The 15,797-nt window shown below is 62.3% G+C and carries 13 protein-coding genes; 8 read left to right on the top strand and 5 right to left on the bottom strand.

What is annotated here, in order from left to right; all coding sequences use genetic code 11:
* Positions 1 to 3: 3 nt before the first annotated feature.
* Positions 4 to 897: a peptidylprolyl isomerase gene (locus tag G455_RS0105135; RefSeq protein ID WP_028092706.1), complete on the bottom strand. Its 894-nt coding sequence runs from the start codon at positions 895 to 897 to the stop codon at positions 4 to 6.
* Between the two features lie 175 nt (positions 898 to 1,072).
* Between G455_RS0105135 and secA the strand changes: the two genes are divergently transcribed.
* The 3 genes from secA to G455_RS0105120 all read left to right on the top strand — a co-directional run bounded on the left by secA (position 1,073) and on the right by G455_RS0105120 (position 6,500).
* Positions 1,073 to 3,793 (top strand): preprotein translocase subunit SecA, encoded by a 2,721-nt coding sequence (gene secA / locus G455_RS0105130; RefSeq protein ID WP_028092705.1) that lies wholly within the window; start codon positions 1,073 to 1,075, stop codon positions 3,791 to 3,793.
* A 109-nt stretch (positions 3,794 to 3,902) separates the two neighbouring features.
* The gene (locus tag G455_RS0105125) at positions 3,903 to 4,916 is read left to right on the top strand and encodes a hypothetical protein (protein ID WP_028092704.1); all 1,014 of its coding nucleotides are present in this window, start codon (positions 3,903 to 3,905) and stop codon (positions 4,914 to 4,916) included.
* A 24-nt stretch (positions 4,917 to 4,940) separates the two neighbouring features.
* Positions 4,941 to 6,500 (top strand): substrate-binding domain-containing protein, encoded by a 1,560-nt coding sequence (locus G455_RS0105120; RefSeq protein WP_028092703.1) that lies wholly within the window; start codon positions 4,941 to 4,943, stop codon positions 6,498 to 6,500.
* Between the two features lie 3 nt (positions 6,501 to 6,503).
* Here the strand turns inward: G455_RS0105120 and radC are convergent, their stop codons facing one another.
* The 3 genes from radC to dnaK form a co-directional block, all read right to left on the bottom strand.
* A complete protein-coding gene (radC, locus tag G455_RS0105115; protein WP_028092702.1) occupies positions 6,504 to 7,271 on the bottom strand; it encodes a RadC family protein in 768 nt (255 codons plus the stop codon).
* Positions 7,272 to 7,483: 212 nt separating this feature from the next.
* Entirely contained in the window at positions 7,484 to 8,629 is a 1,146-nt protein-coding gene (gene dnaJ, locus G455_RS0105110) for a molecular chaperone DnaJ (RefSeq protein ID WP_028092701.1), read from the bottom strand.
* Between the two features lie 78 nt (positions 8,630 to 8,707).
* Positions 8,708 to 10,627 carry a molecular chaperone DnaK gene (gene dnaK, locus G455_RS0105105; protein ID WP_028092700.1) on the bottom strand — a complete coding sequence of 640 codons (1,920 nt, stop codon included), beginning with the start codon at positions 10,625 to 10,627 and terminating at the stop codon, positions 8,708 to 8,710.
* Positions 10,628 to 10,875: 248 nt separating this feature from the next.
* Between dnaK and G455_RS0105100 the strand changes: the two genes are divergently transcribed.
* Entirely contained in the window at positions 10,876 to 11,478 is a 603-nt protein-coding gene (locus tag G455_RS0105100) for an alpha-ketoglutarate-dependent dioxygenase AlkB family protein (RefSeq protein ID WP_028092699.1), read from the top strand.
* 10 nt (positions 11,479 to 11,488) lie between these two features.
* On the opposite strand, the gene G455_RS0105095 is transcribed toward G455_RS0105100, so the two are convergent.
* Positions 11,489 to 12,310, bottom strand: coding sequence for an ABC transporter permease (locus G455_RS0105095; protein ID WP_028092698.1), 822 nt, complete (start codon positions 12,308 to 12,310; stop codon positions 11,489 to 11,491).
* 118 nt (positions 12,311 to 12,428) lie between these two features.
* On the opposite strand from G455_RS0105095, the gene cysQ reads away from it, so the two are divergent.
* The 4 genes from cysQ to G455_RS0105075 all read left to right on the top strand — a co-directional run.
* Positions 12,429 to 13,226 carry a 3'(2'),5'-bisphosphate nucleotidase CysQ gene (gene cysQ, locus G455_RS0105090; protein WP_028092697.1) on the top strand — a complete coding sequence of 266 codons (798 nt, stop codon included), beginning with the start codon at positions 12,429 to 12,431 and terminating at the stop codon, positions 13,224 to 13,226.
* Entirely contained in the window at positions 13,226 to 14,026 is an 801-nt protein-coding gene (locus tag G455_RS0105085) for a 3-deoxy-manno-octulosonate cytidylyltransferase (protein WP_028092696.1), read from the top strand. The genes cysQ and G455_RS0105085 overlap by 1 nt, the downstream gene beginning before the upstream one ends.
* Positions 14,023 to 15,300, top strand: a complete 1,278-nt coding sequence (locus G455_RS0105080) for a glycosyltransferase family 2 protein (RefSeq protein WP_028092695.1) — start codon at positions 14,023 to 14,025, stop codon at positions 15,298 to 15,300. Before G455_RS0105085 ends, G455_RS0105080 begins: the two co-directional genes overlap by 4 nt.
* 99 nt (positions 15,301 to 15,399) lie before the next feature.
* Positions 15,400 to 15,797: UTP--glucose-1-phosphate uridylyltransferase (locus G455_RS0105075; RefSeq protein ID WP_028092694.1), on the top strand; the 398-nt coding region annotated here is incomplete at its 3' end.

Raw genomic sequence — 15,797 nt, 5'->3', positions numbered from 1 at the left:
GATTTACTTCCTTACCAGATCCAGATCCTGGATCATTGCCGGGTTCAGCCCTTCGATTTCGGGCCGTGTGACTTCGGCGTTATCTACCAGTTCCTTGACGTGATCCGCTACGGCTTTTTGCTGCAATTCGGCGGCAAGCTGATCGTGCACCTCTTCAAGGGACGGTGCCGCTTTCTCGCGTTCCTCGTTCAGCTTGACCAGGTGCCAGCCGAATTGGGTTTTCACCGGTTGCGAAATCTCGCCGGGTTTCATGGCCATCACGGCATCTTCGAATTCCGGCACCATCATGCCTTTGGAAAACCAGCCCAGTTCTCCGCCATTGGGACCCGACGGGCCGGTGGATTTGGATTTCGCCATTTCGGTGAAATCGGCGCCGTCTTCCAGCTCCTTGCGGATTGCCTTGGCCTCATCTTCGGTCTCAACCAGAATATGCGCCGCGTTATATTCCATCTCGTGATAGTCGGCGCCGTATTTGGCCTCGTAAGCGGCCTTGATGGCATCTTCGCTGGCGGCGGCGGTCATGATCTTTTCGATCTGATCGCCGGCCAGAAGCTGGCGGGTTTCATTGGCCAGGGCGATCTTGGCGTGCAGCGTCAGTTCGGGGCCATGTTCTTCGGCCAGAACGGTTTGCTGGATCAGCTGTTCCAGGATGGCGTCATAGAGAACGTCGGGCGGCAGTTGCTGGTACTGTTGCGGCAAGGTGGTGCGCGCAACGATGACCTGGCCCAGGGTGATATCCTGTCCGTTGACGGTGGCGACGACGGTTTCGGCAGTGGGGGCCGGGACAGCCGGGGTTTCGGCTGCGGCGGTCTCGGCCGGGGCTTCCGTCTTGGTTTCCGCCAGTGCGGGCACCGCCATCAGGCCGGCCAGCGCCAGCGTGGTAAGACCTTTGAACATTGAATCTTCCTATTCCTTGGGGAACCGCGGCAGGGCGCGGCGTTGACACTGTTTCCACTGCCCCTTACATCGCCTTAGGGCCGAGGTCAGGACCGTTTCCCCAGGTATCTATGGGTTGCGCGCAGGGCGGGCAAGCCTGACCAGAACACGATCAAGTTAGAGCCGCGGAGGCAATATGCTGGGTATCGGAACTCTCGCCAAGAAGGTCTTCGGGACACCGAACGATCGCAAGATCAAGGCGACGCGGCCTCTGGTCGACAAGATCAATGCGCTCGAACCGGAGTTCGAGACCCTGAGCGACGAAGGCCTTCGCCAGAAGACCGGGGAGCTACGTCAGCGCGCCCAAGGCGGCGAAAGCCTGGACGATCTTCTGCCGGAAGCCTTTGCAAACGTTCGTGAAGGTGCGCGTCGGGCGCTGGGGCTGCGGGCCTTCGACACCCAGCTTATGGGCGGCATCTTCCTGCATCAGGGCAATATCGCCGAGATGAAGACCGGCGAGGGCAAGACCCTGGTGGCGACCTTCCCTGCCTATCTGAACGCACTCATGGGCAAGGGCGTGCATGTCGTCACGGTCAACGATTACCTGGCCAAGCGTGACAGCGAATGGATGGGCAAGGTCTTTGCCATGCTCGGGATGCGGGGTGCGGTGATCTGGTCGGGGATGAGCAACGAGGAAAAGCTCGATGCCTATTCCGCCGATGTCACTTATGGCACCAACAACGAATTCGGCTTCGATTATCTGCGCGATAACATGAAGTCCGAGCTGAACCAGCTCTATCAGAAGCATCACTTTTACGCGATCGTGGACGAGGTCGACAGCATCCTGATCGACGAGGCGCGCACGCCGCTGATCATCTCGGGGCCGGCGGATGACCGATCTGATCTCTATACGGTGATTGACCAGATCATTCCGCTGCTGTCCGACGATCACTTCACCGTCGACGAAAAGGCCCGCTCGGTGACCTTCACCGAAGAGGGGAACGAATTCCTCGAAGAGCAGCTGCATGCCCGGGGGCTGCTGGAAGAAGGCCAGACGCTCTATGACCCGGAAAGCACGACCATCGTGCACCACGTCAACCAGGGCCTGCGCGCGCACAAGCTGTTCCAGCGCGACAAGGATTACATCGTCCGCAACGGCGAAGTGGTGCTGATCGACGAGTTCACCGGCCGCATGATGGCGGGGCGGCGTCTGTCCGAAGGTCTGCATCAGGCGATCGAGGCAAAGGAAAACGTCCAGATCCAGCCAGAGAACATGACGCTGGCCAGCGTGACCTTCCAGAACTTCTTCCGGCTTTACGACAAGCTGGGCGGGATGACCGGGACGGCCACCACCGAAGCCGAAGAATTCGCCGAGATTTACAAGCTCGGCGTGGTAGAGGTGCCCACCAACCGCCCGATCGCCCGGATTGACGAGGATGACCAGGTGTTCCGCACCGCGGCGGAGAAATTCCGTGCCATCATCGAAGAGACCAAGGCGGCGCATGAAAAGGGCCAGCCGGTTCTGGTCGGCACCACCTCGATCGAGAAATCGGAAATGCTCAGCCAGATGCTGCGCGAGGCCGGGGTGCCGCACAATGTGCTGAACGCCCGCCATCACGAGCACGAGGCCGAAATCGTTGCCGATGCCGGGCGATTGGGCTCGGTGACCATCGCCACCAACATGGCCGGTCGCGGGACCGACATCCAGCTTGGCGGCAACGTCGAGATGAAGGTGATGGCGGCGCTGGAGCAGAACCCCGATGCCGACCCGGCCGAGGTGCGCGCCGAGGAAGAGGCCAAGCACGCGGCCGAGAAGCAGAAGGTTCTGGACGCCGGCGGCCTGTTCGTCATCGGTTCGGAACGGCACGAAAGCCGGCGGATCGACAACCAGCTTCGGGGTCGTTCGGGCCGTCAGGGCGACCCGGGGCGCACCGTCTTCTTCCTCAGCCTCGAAGATGATCTGATGCGGATCTTCGGGTCGGAGCGGCTCGACCGGGTGCTGAAGACGCTGGGCCTGAAGGAAGGCGAGGCGATCGTTCACCCTTGGGTCAACAAGTCGCTGGAACGCGCGCAGGCAAAGGTCGAGGGGCGCAACTTCGACATGCGCAAGAACATCCTCAAGTTCGATGACGTGATGAACGATCAGCGCAAGGTGATCTTTGCCCAGCGGCGCGAGATCATGGCAGCCAATGATCTGTCCGAGGTCGCCGCCGACATGCGCCATCAGGTGATCGACGATCTGATAGACGCGCATATGCCGCCGCGCAGCTATGCCGACCAATGGGACACGCCGGGGCTTTATGCGCAATGCATCGAAAAGCTCGGGATCGACGTGCCGGTGATGGAATGGGCCGCCGAAGAGGGTGTCGATGACGAGGAGATCCGCGAGCGGCTGATCAAGGCCTGTGACGAGGCGATGGCGAAGAAGGCGGTCGATTTCGGCGCCGAGAACATGCGTCAGATCGAAAAGCAGGTGCTGCTGGAGACCATCGACGCGAAATGGCGCGAGCATCTGGTGACGCTGGAGCATTTGCGGTCGGTCATCGGGTTCCGCGGCTATGCGCAGCGCGATCCGCTGAACGAATACAAGACGGAAAGCTTCCAGTTGTTCGAAGGGATGCTCGATACCCTGCGGGAAACCGTGACTCAGAAGCTGGCCCATATCCGGCCGCTGACGGAAGAGGAGCAACGGCAGATGCTGGCGCAATTCGCCGCCCAGCAGGCCCAGATGCAGCGCCAGGCCGATGAGGCCGAGGACGCGGCCGAAGAGGCGCAACTGGCGCTGGATCAGGGCGAGGGGCCGCTGCCGGGCTTCGATGAAAACGATCCCACAACTTGGGGTAATCCCGGACGGAATGACAAATGCCCTTGCGGCAGTGGCAAGAAGTTCAAACATTGCCACGGTCGGTTGGCCTGATCCCGGCGGGGTCACGAAACTGCCCGAATGAGTCCTCCCGGCGGCCATATCATGGCCGCCTTTCGGGGGCAGATATTCCTCAACCCGTTTTGTGGTGGAGGATGCGTTCATGTCCAAGCTTCGTCTGATTGCGCTGGCCGGCGGTACGTTGGTCTGTGCCCTGGGGATCGGCTATGCGATGCAGCGGTTCGTCCCGCTGCCCGCCGCGTCGCTTCCGGCGAACCGGATGGCCGAGGCATCCGCATCCGATACAGGCCTGCCGTCGGTGCAGAGGGGTGCCGCGCCCGTCGCGCCTGCGGACCCTGTTGTTCCGCAGCCGTTGAAAGCGCCTGCCCGGGCGGCAGAACCACTTGAGATCGGCAAGATCGCCCTGACATCGGCCCCGCCGCCCGAAGCCCCGGCTACCGCGGCCGATGTGGCGGGGTCCGATGCCCCGGCATCGGGTTGTGAGGTGACGGCGGAGGCAATGGCCCGTCCCGGTGCGCTGGTCGAGCTTGTGGTCCATGCGCCCTGCATGGCAGCTTCTCGGGTGGTGATTCATCATCACGGCATGTTCTTCGCCGAACTGACCGACGACGATGGCCGGCTTGAGCTGGTGATCCCGGCCCTTGCCGAGAAGGCGGTATTCATCGCAGCCTTCGACAATGGGGATGGCGCGGTCGCGCTGACGCAGGTGCCCGATATCAACGATTTCGACCGTATCGCGCTGCAATGGGCCGGCGCCGAGGGGTTTCAATTGCATGCCCGCGAATTCGGCGCCACCTATGGGCAGCCGGGCCATATCTGGTCGGGGCTTTCTGCGGCGGAGTTGAAGCAGGAGCCCGCCCTTCATGGAGCCGTGGTTCGCCTAGGGGCGCCGATGGCGCTCGCCCCGCTGACGGCCGAGGTCTATTCCTTTCCTGCCGGCCAGTCGGATCGTGCTGGTTCCATCGCCCTGACTGTCGAGGCCGAGATTACCGCGCAAAATTGTGGCCGTGACATTTCCGCCCAGTTGCTTGAGCGTCAGGCCGAGGATCGGGTCAAAACCCGCGAGCTTGAGCTTTCGGTGCCCGACTGCGACGCGATCGGAGATTTTCTTGTGTTGAATAATCTGTTGGATGACCTGAAGATCGCGGCGAAATGATCCGCGATTGAATTAAGGCTTGATATGTTTTGGCATCGTGCGGCGGCTTTCGCCGCACTCATTCTTTTTGTCGCCGCCCGCCCCCTGCTGGCACAGGATGTTACCCTGACATCGCCTGATGGGGCGGTCGAAGTCTCGGGCACGCTTTTGGGATTCGATGGCGAGTTTTACCGGCTGGATACCAAATATGGGGAGCTGACAGTCGATGGTTCTGGTGTATCCTGCCTTGGGCCGGGCTGCCCCAATCTGACGGATTATGTCGCTGAACTGGCGCTGTCGGGGTCTTCCACCATGGCCGATGTGCTGTTGCCGGCCCTGATCGAAGGTTTCGCTTTGCGCAATGGCTGGCGGGCCACCCGTGAAACGAGGGGGCCGCGGGATTTCGATTACAAGCTGTCACGCGGCGACAATGGTGCGCGGATGGCGGTGTTCAATTTTCGGGTCAGCAATACTGACGAGGGCTTTGCCGATCTTCTGGCCAATGAGGCCGATCTGGTGCTGGCGCTGCGTGAAATCCGGCCTGATGAACGCCAGCGGGCCTTCGAGGCGGGCATGGGGGACATGACCGACCGCAACCGGTCCAAGGTGCTGGCGCTTGACGCGATGGTGCCGGTGGTGGCGCCGGGCAATCCGCTCAGGCAGATTTCCACAAGCGATCTGGCGCGTATTTTTGCCGGCGAGATTCTGAGCTGGGCCGATCTGGGCGGTCCGGATGCGCCAATCGCGCTGCATCTGCCCGAGGCCGGGTCCGGCCTATTGCAGGCGATGGAAGACCGGCTGCTGCGTCCGGCGGGGCTGACATTGACCGAAGGCGTGGCGCGGCACGCGCGCAGTGGCGATCTGGCCCGCGCGGTGGTGGCGGATCCCTTTGCCATCGGTATTGCCAGTTTCGCCGAAACCGGGATGGCACGGGTGCTGCCACTGACCGGAGCCTGCGGCTTTTCGCTGGCGGCCAACCGGCGCAGTATCAAGACCGAGGATTACCCGCTGGTCGCGCCGATGTTCCTTTATATGCCGGCGCGGCGGTTGCCCAAGGTGGCGCGGGAATTCCTGCTTTACGTGCAGAGCCCGGCAGCGCAGATCGTGATCCGTCGCGCCGGATTCGTCGATCAGGCGCCAGAGCGGATTACCGTCGATGCCCAGGGCGACCGGCTGGCCAATGCGATTGCGTCGGCCGGGGCTGAGGTCCCGCTGGAAGAGCTGCAGCGGATGATCACCACCCTGCGACCGCTGACGCGGCTTTCCACCTCGTTCCGCTTTGAAACCGGTTCGACCCGGCCTGACGCTCAGTCGCGCGCCAATATCGACCAGCTTGCCCGGGCGCTTGAAATCGGCGCGTTCGATGCGCAGAGATTGCTGTTCGTCGGATTCAGCGACGGTGACGGACCGGCCGAAGGCAACCGGGCGATCGCGTTGAAACGGGCCGAAGCCGTGCGCGATGCGGTTCTGGTCGCTGCCAAGACAGTGGATCTCGATCGTGTCGAGATCGGGGTGGAAGCCTTTGGAGAAGCTTTGCCGATGGCCTGCGATGACAGTGATTGGGGCCGACAGGTCAACCGCCGGGTCGAGGTCTGGCTGCGCTGAGGGTCACAGATACCCCTCGGCGCGAAAGCTGAGCTCGGTGGATTTCCCGACGATCAGATGGTCGTGCAAGGTGATGCCCAGGGTTGCGCAGGCATCGTGAATCTTCTCGGTCATGCGGATGTCGGATTGCGATGGGCTGGGGTCGCCCGAGGGGTGGTTGTGCACCAAGATCAGCGCTGAGGCGTTCAGTTCCAACGCGCGCTTGGCGACCTCGCGCGGGTAGACCGGCACATGGTCGACGGTCCCGTGCGCTTGTTCCTCGTCGGCGATCAGCGTGTTCTTGATGTCGAGATAGAGGATACGGAATTGCTCGGTCTCACGATGCGACATCGTGGTGTGGCAATAGTCCAGAACCGCGTCCCAGCTTGAGATCACATGCCGCTGCATCACCCGGGCGCGGGCCATGCGGTGGGCCACGGCCTCGACGATCTTCAGATCGGCGATGGTGGCAGGCCCGATACCCTCGACCGTTTCCAGCCGTGCCGGCGGTGCCGCAAGCACCCGGTTGATGTCGCCGAAATGATCGAGAAGGGGGCGCGCCAGCGGCTTCACGTCGCGCCGGGGGATCGAGCGGAACAGCAGAAGCTCCAGCAGTTCGTAATCCGGCATTGCTGCGGCACCGCCCTGCAGGAAGCGGTCGCGCAGCCGTTGACGGTGATCGCGGATATAGGACGGCAGCCGCCCCGATGATGATGGCAGGGCGACTTCCGGTGCTTCATCCGGCGCGAACAGCGACGTGCGGGCGTCTTGAAAGGCATCGGGCGGGCTCATGGTCCGAGAGGATGCGCGCGCAAGGTAAACGTATGGTTAATAATTCGGTGGGGAGGTCTGTCTGCTCTTCTTCTACCGATTCTGGGTGGAGGTCTTTGGAAAAGAAAAACACCCGCCAGCGATGGCGGGTGTTGTGGCAGGTCTGGGGGTGTTCCGGGGCTTTGCCCGTTCGCAAGCGAAACGCTCCACCGGAGCGTTTCCAAGAGGCTTGCTTACCCTTTCATGCTGTCCCAGAAGGATTTGACCGAGGAAAAGAAGCTCTTGCTTTCGGGGTTGTTATCCTCGGAAAGCGCATCGAATTCCTTCAGCAGCTCCTTCTGCTTGCTGGTCAGGTTGACCGGGGTTTCCACCTTCAATTCGATGTACATATCGCCCTTGCCGCCGCCGCGCAGCGCCGGCATGCCCTTGCTGCGCAAGCGCATTTGCCGGCCCGACTGGCTGCCCGCCGGGATCTGCACCCGACCGCGGCCGCCGTCGATCGTTGGCACCTCGATGGCGCCGCCAAGCGCTGCGGTCGTCATGCTGACGGGGACATGGCAATAGAGGTTCACGCCATCGCGTTCGAACAGCTTGTGCGGCGCCACTTCGACGAAGATGTACAGATCGCCAGACGGCCCACCGCGCATTCCTGCCTCGCCCTCACCGGCAAGCCGGATCCGGGTGCCGGTTTCAACGCCGGCGGGAATATTGACGCTGAGCGCGCGATCCTTTTCGGTCCGCCCGGCACCACCGCAGACTTTGCAGGGGTTCTGGATGATCTGCCCGGTCCCGCTACAGGTAGGACAGGTGCGTTCCACGGTAAAGAACCCCTGTTGCGCCCGCACCTTGCCCATGCCCGAACAGGTGGGACAGGTAGTGGGTTCCGAGCCACCTTCGGCACCGGTCCCGTCGCAGGCCGAGCAGGAGACCGAGGTGGGCACGTTGATCGTCTTCTGAATGCCCGAATAGGCCTCTTCCAGGGTCACCCGCAGGTTATAACGCAGGTCCGATCCGCGGGTGGCACGCTGCCGGCCCCGCTGACCGCCCATGAAATCCCCGAAGAGATCGTCGAAGACGTCGGAAAAAGCGGAAGAAAAGTCACCGCCGCCACCAAAGCCGCCGGCACCGGGGCGCGGTCCGCCGCCCATGCCACCTTCGAAAGCAGCGTGGCCGAAGCGGTCGTAAGCGGCCTTTTTCTCCGGGTCTTTGAGAACGTCGTAAGCCTCGTTCACTTCCTTGAACAGGGATTCGGCGTCCGGGTTATCCTTGTTGCGGTCGGGGTGAAGCTCTTTGGCCTTTTTGCGATACGCCTTTTTCAGCTCGTCAGCCGATGCGCCTTTTGAGACCCCGAGAACGTCGTAATAGTCACGTTTTGACATCGGTCATTATCCTCTCCCCGGAACGTAAGCGGGCCGGCCCGGGTCCCGGACCGGCCCGTCTTCGTCCGGTGTTACGCCTTAGGACCGTTTCTTGTCCTCGCCGAGGTCTTCGAACTCGGCGTCGACGATATCGTCTTCACCGGGGCCGGCATCGGCGGCGGCAGGCTCGTCGCTGGCTTCCTCTTGGCTGGCCTTGTAGATGGCCTCGCCCAGACGCATTGCCACTTCGGTCACGTTCTGGATCCCCGACTTGATCTTGTCGGCGGTGACGTTGTCTTTTTCCAGATCGTCCTTCAGCGCGGCCAGGGCCAGTTCGATTGCCTCGACGGTCGAAGGATCGACCTTGTCGCCATGGTCCTCGATCGACTTCTCGGTCGAATGGATCAGGCTTTCGGCCTGGTTCTTGGCCTCGATCAGCTCGCGGCGCGCCTTGTCGGCTTCGGCGTTGTCCTCGGCATCCTTGACCATCTTTTCGATGTCATCGTCGGACAGACCGCCCGAGGCCTGGATGGTGATCTGCTGTTCCTTGCCGGTGCCCTTGTCCTTGGCGCCGACCGACACGATACCGTTGGCGTCGATGTCGAAGGTCACTTCGATCTGCGGCATGCCGCGCGGGGCCGGCGGGATGTTTTCAAGGTTGAACTGACCCAGCAGCTTGTTGTCCGCTGCCATTTCGCGTTCGCCCTGGAACACCCGGATGGTCACGGCCGACTGATTGTCCTCGGCGGTCGAGAAGACCTGAGACTTCTTGGTCGGGATCGTGGTGTTACGGTCGATCAGCCGGGTGAACACGCCACCCAGGGTTTCGATCCCCAGCGACAGCGGGGTCACGTCGAGCAGGACCACATCCTTGACGTCACCTTGCAGCACGCCGGCCTGGATTGCGGCGCCCATGGCAACCACTTCATCCGGGTTCACACCTTTGTGCGGTTCTTTCCCGAAGAACTTGGTCACCTCTTCGACGACCTTCGGCATCCGGGTCATACCACCGACCAGCACCACCTCGTCCACGTCGGAGGCCGAGATGCCGGCGTCTTTCAGGGCCGCTTTGCAGGGGTCCATCGACCGTTTGATCAGGTCGCTGACCAGAGATTCCAGTTTGGCACGGGTCAGTTTCATGACCATGTGCAACGGGGTGCCGGTCTTGGCGTCCATCGAAATGAACGGCTGGTTGATTTCGGTTTGCTGGCTGGAAGACAGCTCGATCTTGGCCTTTTCGGCAGCTTCCTTCAGACGCTGCAACGCCATCTTGTCCTTGGTCAGGTCGACGCCATGCTCTTTCTTGAACTGGTCGGCCAGATAGCTGACGATCCGCATGTCGAAGTCTTCCCCGCCGAGGAAAGTGTCCCCGTTGGTGGATTTCACTTCGAACAGGCCGTCGTCGATTTCCAGGATGGTGACGTCGAAAGTACCGCCGCCGAGGTCATAGACCGCGATGGTGTGGCTTTCTTCCTTGTCGAGCCCGTAGGCCAGCGCGGCAGCCGTCGGTTCGTTGATGATCCGCAGCACTTCCAGACCGGCGATCTTGCCGGCGTCCTTGGTGGCCTGACGCTGGGCATCGTTGAAATAGGCGGGCACGGTGATGACGGCCTGCGTCACTTCCTCGCCGAGATAGCTTTCGGCGGTTTCCTTCATCTTGCCTAGGATGAAGGCAGAGATTTGCGACGGTGAATATTTCTCGCTATGCGCTTCGACCCATGCGTCACCATTGCCGCCATCGACAATCGTGTAGGGGAGGTGGTTCTTGTCGCTGGCAACCGCCGCGTCGTCAAACCGACGACCGATCAGGCGCTTGACGCCGAAAACGGTGTTGTTGGGGTTGGTCACGGCCTGACGTTTCGCGGCCTGACCGACCAGACGCTCTTCATCGGTGAAGGCGACGATCGACGGGGTGGTACGCGCCCCTTCGGAGTTTTCAATGACCTTGGGCTGCGAGCCGTCCATGATGGCGACACAGCTGTTGGTGGTGCCAAGGTCGATCCCGATAACTTTGCTCATGTGTTTCGATCCCTTATTGCATTCAAGGCGATTACCCGAGGTCCGAACCCGTTTCGGCATCCTGACCCCGATTCCGGTGCACTCTGGCCTGCTTCCGGCGGCTTGATGCCGGGCGTGCCATTGCGCGTCCAGCCGTATATAGGAAGCGGGAAATGGGCCTGCAACCATCCATGCCCCCTGGATTTCACGAATCCGTGATGGCGCGTGCGTTTTTTTGCAAGGCTCTGGGGATGTAGGAGTTTTGGGCGATGGCGCGGCTGGTGATCCGCGATTTCGTGGTGTTGAAATCTTGGCTGGACGCCGCCGGGCAGGCCGAGTTGATCGAGGCCTTGCGCCCGGTTCTGAAGGCCGTGCCGCCGTTTCATCCAACGACCCCGTCGGGCAAGGCGATGTCGGTCCGGATGACTTCGGCCGGACGGCTGGGATGGCTATCGGACAAGGCTGGGTATCGCTATGAGGCGCAGCACCCCAAGGGAATGGGCTGGCCGGAGATACCGGAACCGATCCTGCGGCTTTGGGATCAGGTGACCGGGCTGGACCGTCGGCCCGACAGTTGCCTGATCAACTATTATGGCGAAGGCGCCCGGATGGGCCTGCATCAGGACAAGGACGAAGCCGATTTTTCCTGGCCGGTGGTTTCGGTGTCGCTCGGCGACGACGGGTTGTTTCGCATGGGCAATCCGACACGAGGCGGCAAGACGGAATCGATCTGGCTCAGTTCCGGGGACGTGGTGGTGATGGGGGGGGCGGCGCGGCTGGCCTATCACGGAGTGGACCGGATCCGCTTCAAATCCTCGCGCCTGCTGCCGCGCGGGGGGCGGTTGAACCTGACGCTCAGAGTGGTGGAGTAGCGGCGCAGCCTCAGCGCCGCGCGCTCCAGCTCAGCGAGGCATGGCGGCGGGTGTAGAATTCGCCCATCAGCCCGATCATCGTCAGCACGATCCCGACCCAGAGCGTATAGTGCCAATTGGTATTCATCGGATTGTAGTTGATGAAAACATAGCCGCGCGCCTGGTCGATGGTGTGAAACAGCGGGTTCCAGGAAAAGATCGGCAGCATGTAGCCGGGCAAGTTGTTGGCCAGGAACATCTTGCCCGAGGCGATCATATTGGCCCGCTGGTAGATGGTTGAGATCAGGCCGACGGCCGTCGGGAACCAGGGCCTGAGCGCCAGCAGCACCAGCCCGACCGCGCAGCCGCTGAACCAGGCCAGCATCAGCATTGCAAAGGCGCCGGCGGGGTCCTCGATGGTGATCGGCTTGATGGCGACGTGATAGCCGAACAACAGCACGAACATCGTCAGCACCTGGATATAGAGCGATCCGACCGCGGCAGCGGAAATCGAGATCACCGTATTCATCGGCGCGTGCTGCATCATCGGGTGGTTGGGCCCCTCGGACTTGACGACGGCGCCCACCGCCTTGGTGTGGCACATGAAGAGGAAAATCCCCGACATCATGTACAGCAGGAAGTCGCCCCGCACGGCAGACCGGCGCAGTCCGAGAACGGAGAACATCAGATAGAATGCCAGGACGAAAACCACCACTTGCAGCATGTTCTTGCCAATGGCGATGAAGGCGTTGCTGTGTGCCGATCGAACATGGCGGACAACAGAATGGAAGATCAGCTCCAGAATCGTCAGGGCGCTGGAGAACTTCGAACTGTTCGACCGGTATTGAAACATTGCCACCCTGTCCTGTTGCACTGTCCGCGGGACCACGGAAACCTTGCCGATCCGGCCGGCCCGCAGCATAAGTGACCGCAGATGTATTGTGAACCAAGCGCAAAATTGGAGCTTTTTTGTGGAATATGATGCCTTAATTCCCGTGATCCGCAAGCTCGCCATCGAGGCGGGGGTGAAGATCATGGAGATCTATAACGCCGACGACTTCGCCGTGAAGGTAAAATCGGATGACAGTCCGGTGACCGAAGCAGACGAGGCGGCGGACGAACTGATCTCCGCAGGGCTCCGCGCGGCCTTCCCTGATGTCATGCTGGTGACCGAGGAACAGGCCGGATCGCACAAGCAGAAGGGCGACACCTTCCTGATCGTCGATCCGCTGGACGGGACCAAGGAATTCGTCAACCGCCGCGGCGATTTCACCGTCAACATCGCGCTGGTCGAGGCCGGCGTTCCGACCCGGGGCGTGGTCTATGCGCCGGCGCGCAACCGTATGTTCTTCACTCTGGCCGATGGATCTTCGGTGGAGGAGACCGGCGCCTTCGATCCCGGCGTGATGGGCGATATCACTCCGATCCACGTGGCCGATAGCGACAATGACGCGCTGATGGTGGTTGCGTCGAAATCGCACCGCGATCAGGCGACCGACGATTACATCAACAAATACAAGGTTAAGGACAGCAAGAGCGCAGGCTCTTCGCTAAAATTCTGCCTGGTCGCCACCGGCGAGGCCGATCTTTATCCGCGGGTTGGCCGTACCATGGAGTGGGACACGGCCGCCGGTCACGCCGTGCTGCTGGGCGCCGGCGGCAAGGTGGTGCGTTTCGACGATCACACGCCGCTGACCTATGGCAAGGATGGCTATGCCAACCCTTTCTTTATCGCCTACGCCCCTGGCGTTGAGCTGAAGGAAGCGTGATGTCCGTCCTGGTCGCGATTCCGGCGCGCTTCGCCTCTACCCGCTATCCGGGCAAGCCGTTGGTGGAACTTAAGGGCGCCTCGGGTCAGGGCAAAAGCCTGATCCAGCGCAGTTGGGAAGCGGCCAGCGCCGTTCGTGGGGTCGACCGGGTGGTCGTCGCCACGGATGACGATCGTATCCGCGAGGCGGCGGAAAGCTTTGGCGCCGAGGTGGTGATGACCTCGACCTCCTGCGCCAATGGCACCGAGCGCTGTGCCGAGGTGCTGGATAACCTGGGCGGTGGCTATGACATCGTGGTCAACCTGCAGGGCGACGCGCCCCTGACGCCGGCCTGGTTCGTCGAGGATCTGGTCGCGGGTCTTCGCGCCGATCCTATGGCCGAGGTCGCCACCCCGGTGCTGCGCTGTGACGGTCGGGCGCTGAACGGTTTTCTCGACGATCGCAAGGCCGGGAGGGTGGGCGGAACCACTGCCGTCTTTACCCGGGAGAATCATGCGCTCTATTTTTCGAAAGAGGTAATCCCCTATACCGCGCAGCGCTACGCGGACGACGCGCCGACTCCGGTGTTCCACCATGTCGGCGTCTATGCTTATCGCCCCTCGGCACTGGGCGCCTATCCGCGTTGGGACGCGGGCCCGCTGGAGGGCCTCGAAGGGCTGGAACAGCTCCGCTTTCTCGAACACGATCACCGTATCCTCTGCGTCGAGGTCGAGGCGCGCGGCCGCCAGTTCTGGGAGCTGAACAACCCTGAGGATGTTCCGCGTCTGGAAACCATGATGCGCGAGATGGGCGTGGAATGAGCGCGCCGCTGACGATCTCGGTCGTGATCGTCAGCCGGCATCGTCCGCAAGCGCTGCGCCGCTGCCTGCTTGGGGTGGCGCAGCTGCGCTATCCCGCCTTCGAGACGGTTGTGGTGGCCGACCCCGATGGTATGGCCATGCTGCGTGCCCTGCCGCTGGCAGAGCGGGTCAAGCAGGTGGTTTTCGATCAGCCCAATATCTCGTCGGCGCGCAACCTCGGAGTTGCCGTGGCGGCGGGCGAGATCGTCGCTTTCATTGATGACGATGCCGTGCCCGAACCGCTGTGGCTGGCGCATCTGGCCATGGCTTTCGCCGATCCGCAGGTGGTGGCGGCGGGCGGTTTCGTGCGCGGGCGCAACGGGATTACCTTTCAGTCGAAGGCCGCATCGGTGGATTGGGCGGGGCATGAAACGCCGCTCGATGTCGATCCTGATCGGATCACCGTGCTCACTGCGCGGCCCGGCCACGGGATCAAGACGGAAGGCACCAATATGGCGATCCGTCGCGAGGTGCTGGCGCGGCTCGGCGGTTTCGATCCGCGCTATCGTTTCTTTCTGGACGAGACCGATCTGAACTTGCGGCTGGCGGAAGAGGGGGCCGTTACGGCGATCGTGCCGCGTGCCGAGGTGCACCATGGCTTTGCCGCCAGCGCCCGGCGACGCCACGATCGGGTGCCGCGCGATCTGACCGAGATCGGGGCGAGCTGGGCGGTGTTTCTGCAGCATCATTGCCCCGAGGGCCGGCGCGCGGCGGTCTGGGCCGATATTCGCCAGGCCGAACGACAGCGCGCGCTGGATCATATGGTGGCCGGGCGTCTGGAGCCGCGCGATGTCAGGCGGCTGCTTGCCGGGCTCGAGGCCGGCCATGCCGAGGGGCTGACACGGGGGGCCGCCCCGCTGTCGCCCCTGGTCGTGTCGCCAGAGGCATTTCGACCCTACCCGATCCGCGCTGACGCTCGAAGCCTGGTGTTCGCCGGACGCAGCTGGAACCGGCGACGGTTGCGCGCCGATGCCCGGGCGGCGGTGGCGGCGGGCAATGTGGCAACGCTGATCCGCCTGTCGCCGACCGCACTCTATCATCGTGTACGGTTCACTTCCGAAGGAATCTGGGAGCAGGCGGGCGGGCTTTTCGGGCGCAGTGACAGGGGGCAGCCGTTGTTCCGGCCGTGGCGGTTCGCACCGCGGATCCGGGTCGAGATTGCACGGATTGCCGGCGTCCGGGGGCTGATGGAGCCTGATGCGGCGGCTCTCTCTTGTGGTGCTGAAATGCCGTGAGTGGGAAATTTTTCGCGCAATGGCCATGTTTTCCGGCAGATCGTCCGTGCTATCGCTTGGAGCGGAGATTGAATTGTCTCCACTCAGGTCGAGGGAATTATGCGTAGGAAAGTAACGAAGGCGATTTTTCCGGTCGCAGGGATGGGAACACGGTTTCTGCCGGCGACGAAATCGGTGCCGAAGGAGATCATGACGCTGGTGGACCGCCCGCTGGTGCAATATGCGATCGACGAGGCGCGGGCGGCGGGGATCAAGGAATTCATCTTCGTGATGTCGCGGGGCAAATCGGCGCTGGAGGATTATTTCGATCACTCGCCGGTGCTGGAGCAGGAGCTGAAGCGCAAGGGCAAGACCGAGCTCCTGGAGCTGCTGCGGTCGACGGATATGGAGTCCGGCGCGATCGCCTATATCCGCCAGAACAAGCCGCTGGGGCTGGGCCATGCGGTGTGGTGCGCGCGGCGGCTGATCGCCAACGAACCCTTTGCGGTGATCCTGCC

The sequence above is a fragment of the Pseudodonghicola xiamenensis DSM 18339 genome (assembly GCF_000429365.1).
GTDB lineage: Bacteria > Pseudomonadota > Alphaproteobacteria > Rhodobacterales > Rhodobacteraceae > Pseudodonghicola > Pseudodonghicola xiamenensis.
Note: the sequence above shows the minus strand (reverse complement) of the source record. Positions and strands in the feature narration are given on the sequence as shown.

What these genes read in the sequence shown, in the direction of transcription:
- G455_RS0105125 (WP_028092704.1), top strand. Translation starts at nt 3,903, where the DNA reads ATGTCCAAGCTTCGTCTGATTGCGCTGGCCGGCGGTACGTTGGTCTGT.
- G455_RS0105120 (WP_028092703.1), top strand. Translation starts at nt 4,941, where the DNA reads ATGTTTTGGCATCGTGCGGCGGCTTTCGCCGCACTCATTCTTTTTGTC.
- G455_RS0105085 (WP_028092696.1), top strand. Translation starts at nt 13,226, where the DNA reads ATGTCCGTCCTGGTCGCGATTCCGGCGCGCTTCGCCTCTACCCGCTAT.
- dnaK (WP_028092700.1), bottom strand. Translation starts at nt 10,627, where the DNA reads ATGAGCAAAGTTATCGGGATCGACCTTGGCACCACCAACAGCTGTGTC.
- G455_RS0105080 (WP_028092695.1), top strand. Translation starts at nt 14,023, where the DNA reads ATGAGCGCGCCGCTGACGATCTCGGTCGTGATCGTCAGCCGGCATCGT.
- G455_RS0105135 (WP_028092706.1), bottom strand. Translation starts at nt 897, where the DNA reads ATGTTCAAAGGTCTTACCACGCTGGCGCTGGCCGGCCTGATGGCGGTG.
- secA (WP_028092705.1), top strand. Translation starts at nt 1,073, where the DNA reads ATGCTGGGTATCGGAACTCTCGCCAAGAAGGTCTTCGGGACACCGAAC.
- G455_RS0105095 (WP_028092698.1), bottom strand. Translation starts at nt 12,310, where the DNA reads ATGTTTCAATACCGGTCGAACAGTTCGAAGTTCTCCAGCGCCCTGACG.
- G455_RS0105100 (WP_028092699.1), top strand. Translation starts at nt 10,876, where the DNA reads ATGGCGCGGCTGGTGATCCGCGATTTCGTGGTGTTGAAATCTTGGCTG.
- dnaJ (WP_028092701.1), bottom strand. Translation starts at nt 8,629, where the DNA reads ATGTCAAAACGTGACTATTACGACGTTCTCGGGGTCTCAAAAGGCGCA.
- radC (WP_028092702.1), bottom strand. Translation starts at nt 7,271, where the DNA reads ATGAGCCCGCCCGATGCCTTTCAAGACGCCCGCACGTCGCTGTTCGCG.